Here is a 3,332-nt window from a genome sequence, read left to right on the forward strand (position 1 = left end):
TGAAAATGGCCGACAGAAACTTTATCATTTACAAATCCTCTGCAGGTTCGGGTAAGACTTATACCCTGACGATGGAATACCTCAAATTGGCACTGAAATTTCCAGACAGTTTCAAATCCATTTTGGCAGTGACTTTTACCAACAAGGCAACTTCGGAAATGAAGGAACGAATCATCAAGGAGCTGAAAAGGCTTAAACATACCGTACAATCTGACCAGAAAATGGATCGGGAATTATTGGACGGTTTGAATATCGGTGAAGACGAACTGAAATCTCGTGCTGCCCAAGTCCTGACTGCCATACTGCATGATTATGGAAGGTTTTCAGTCAGTACGATTGACAGTTTTTTCCAGAAAGTAGTCCGGTCCTTTGCCAGGGAAATGGATCTCAATGCAAAGTTTGAGGTTGAAATGGATCAGGATGCAGTTCTTGACCGCGTAGTAGACCGGGTGGTTGCAAACGTGATGGAAGATGAGTTTTTGCACAAATGGCTCGTGGATTATGCTGTTGAGCAAATCCAAAACGGCAAATCTTGGGATATCCGAAAAAACATCAAAGAACTTGGAAAACAGATTTTTCAGGAAGGTTTCAAGAAATATGGGAATGAGATCAGGGAGTTTTTGAAGGAAAAAGAAAACATCAAAAACCTGAATGCTTTTGTTCGCGAAAGGAAAGCAGAACTCATTAAGGTCACAAGACAACTCAAAGAAGAAGCCAATCAGATCCGAATCAACAATGGTTTGGAATGGACAGATTTTTCTGGCGGATCCATTTCTTTCGCGAGAAAATTTGACCTTTTGGGTGACCGTTACCATCCTGTCCCCGAACCCAGCCCGACCCAGGTGGACAAAATCGACAGTCCCGAAAAATGGTACAAGAAAAAAGATCCAAATATGGAGCGGATCGAAAGTGCTTACCATCAAGGCTTGAACTTAATCCTTTCTCAGTTTGACACCCTGTTGACAAAATGGAATACGCTGGAGGCAATATCCAAGAATATTTTTGTTTTTGGAATTTTTAGAAACCTCCTTGAAGAAATGACCCTTCTCAAAGACGAGGAAAGCATCTTGTTGATTTCTGATGCAAATGAGTTTTTGAAAGAAATCACAAAAGAAAATGATGCACCCTTTATTTATGAAAAGGTGGGCAACCAATACCGAAACTACCTCATTGATGAATTTCAGGATACTTCCGGATTCCAATGGGCAAGTTTCAAACCGCTTCTTGAAAACTCCCTTTCACAGGGAAATACCAACCTGCTTGTGGGAGATGTGAAGCAATCCATTTACAGATGGCGGGGAGGGGAGATGAAGCTTTTGCTTGAGGAAGTAGAAGCCGAAATCGGTTCACAAAGGGTCAGGAATGAAAATCTTGACACCAATTTTAGAAGCCTCCCCAATGTTATAGCCTTCAACAATGCACTTTTCAAGAAACTTCCCAAGGCTTTTGAAGATGTGGTGGCAAATACTTATGGTGCCCTCGATTCAGGGATTATTTCCCGGGCGTATCATGATGTCCAACAGAAAGTCTCAGACCGGAAAGCCAATTTGGAATCGAAAGGAAAAGTCCGATTCGAATTTATCGATGTCAAGGAAAGTGAGGATGAAGGAAAATTTGATGAACAGGCACTTTCCAGATTACCGGGAATTGTGATGGAGTTGCAGGAGAAAGGGTATGAGCTTCGGGACATTGCTTTTCTGGTAAGAAGAAAATCTGAAGGTGAAGCGATCGCAGATACTTTGATGGCCTTTGGAGCAGACAATCCCGAACTTCCTTACAGCTTCGATGTACTCTCTGATGAGTCCATGTATCTGCAGAAGTCGGCTTCTGTCAAGGCCTTGGTTGCGGGATTGAAATACCTCCATGAACCGGAAGACAAAGTTCAGTTCAAGACCATGTGGTATTATTATTCAGTATTGAAAAACGAAGCGGTGAACCATGACTTGTTTGCTTTGGAGAAAACCCCCGAATTCTTGGTCAAAAAGGAAAAGTCATTCAAAGACAAGGAGACAATTCTTCTGCAGTTGCCTTTGATGGAGGCAGTGGAGGAGTTGATCGGTGAATTGGAGCTTCAGCAAAATGGCTTGGAGAAGGCTTACATATCGGGTTTCAAAGAAGCGGTTTATGATTTTACTGCCAACAACAGGGCCGATTTATCCGGTTTTTTGGAGTGGTGGGAAGAAAATAAAGAGAAGCGTACTGTCAAAATTCCCGAAGGGCATAACGCCATGAGGATCCTTACGATACATAAATCAAAAGGCCTTCAATTTAAAGTGGTGCTGATGCCATTTTTGAAATGGGACATTTTTGATACCAGAAAGGGCAATGTGGTTTGGTCACCTTTTCAGGATTCTGAAAGGAATTTATCTGCCATCATTCCTCTGACTTTGAATGGCAAATTGGCCAAATCAGATTTCAATGAAACTTATTCGGAAGAGGCTACTTTAGCATATCTGGACAGTCTGAATATGATCTATGTAGCATTGACCAGGGCAGAAGAAGTGATTTGGGGTTTGGTGCCTTTTAAAGAAATCAATAGTAAATCTTCTGAAAATAACCTCGAAATCCACCTACAAAGGATTCTAAGCAGTACTATGGATCAGCAAGGTGAGTTGAGCCTTTCCGAATACTTCCATCCTGAAACCAAGGTCTTTGATTTGGGAGCTTGGCCAAAAATGGAAACTGTGAATAAGGAGGAAAAGGTTACACCCCAACTCCGATGGGCTTACCAAAATTGGTCTGAACTCCTGAAAGTGAGGCAGTATGCAGTTGATTTCTCTGCAGAAGGAATAGCACAGCGGAAAAAGCAGAATTTCGGATTGTTGGTGCATGAGATTTTGGAAAAATCCGGGACACTGACTGAATGCCAATCTTTCCTGCAGGCGTTTTATTTTGAAGGTCGAATTTCAGAAGAGGAGCGCTTGCAGGTAGAAAAACAACTTGAGGGATTATTTGATGATCCGCTTTTTGCTTCTTGGTTTGATACAAAAGGCGTTTTGTTGGCAGAACAGGGAATCCTCCTTCCGGGAGGAAAGCAAAAGCGGCCGGACAGGATTATTCTCAAAGATAACGAGGCTATTATCGTGGATTTTAAGACAGGGGAAGCCTATGAAAAGTATGAAAAGCAGGTTCGCGAGTACATGGATTTGGTAGGTAAACTGGCAGTCAAGCCGACTAGAGGATTTATATGTTATTTGGAAACAGGGGAAATTGTAAAAGTCAATGAATAGTTTTTTAAGAAATACAGCAGCTTCCATTCTTCAAGAATACAAGGAACTCCAAAATCTGGTGATCGTTTTGCCCAATCGCCGGGCTGGATTGTTCTTTACACA

General features: G+C 42.0%; 1 protein-coding gene. It reads left to right on the forward strand.

From position 1 onward, the window contains the following. Positions 1-5 precede the first annotated feature (5 nt). Complete coding sequence (locus ACZFYI_RS17870) at positions 6-3,230, forward strand: UvrD-helicase domain-containing protein (protein ID WP_462525484.1); 3,225 nt, start codon at positions 6-8, stop codon at positions 3,228-3,230. The last annotated feature ends 102 nt before the right edge of the window (positions 3,231-3,332 follow it).

Source organism: Aquiflexum sp. (genome assembly GCF_977115555.1).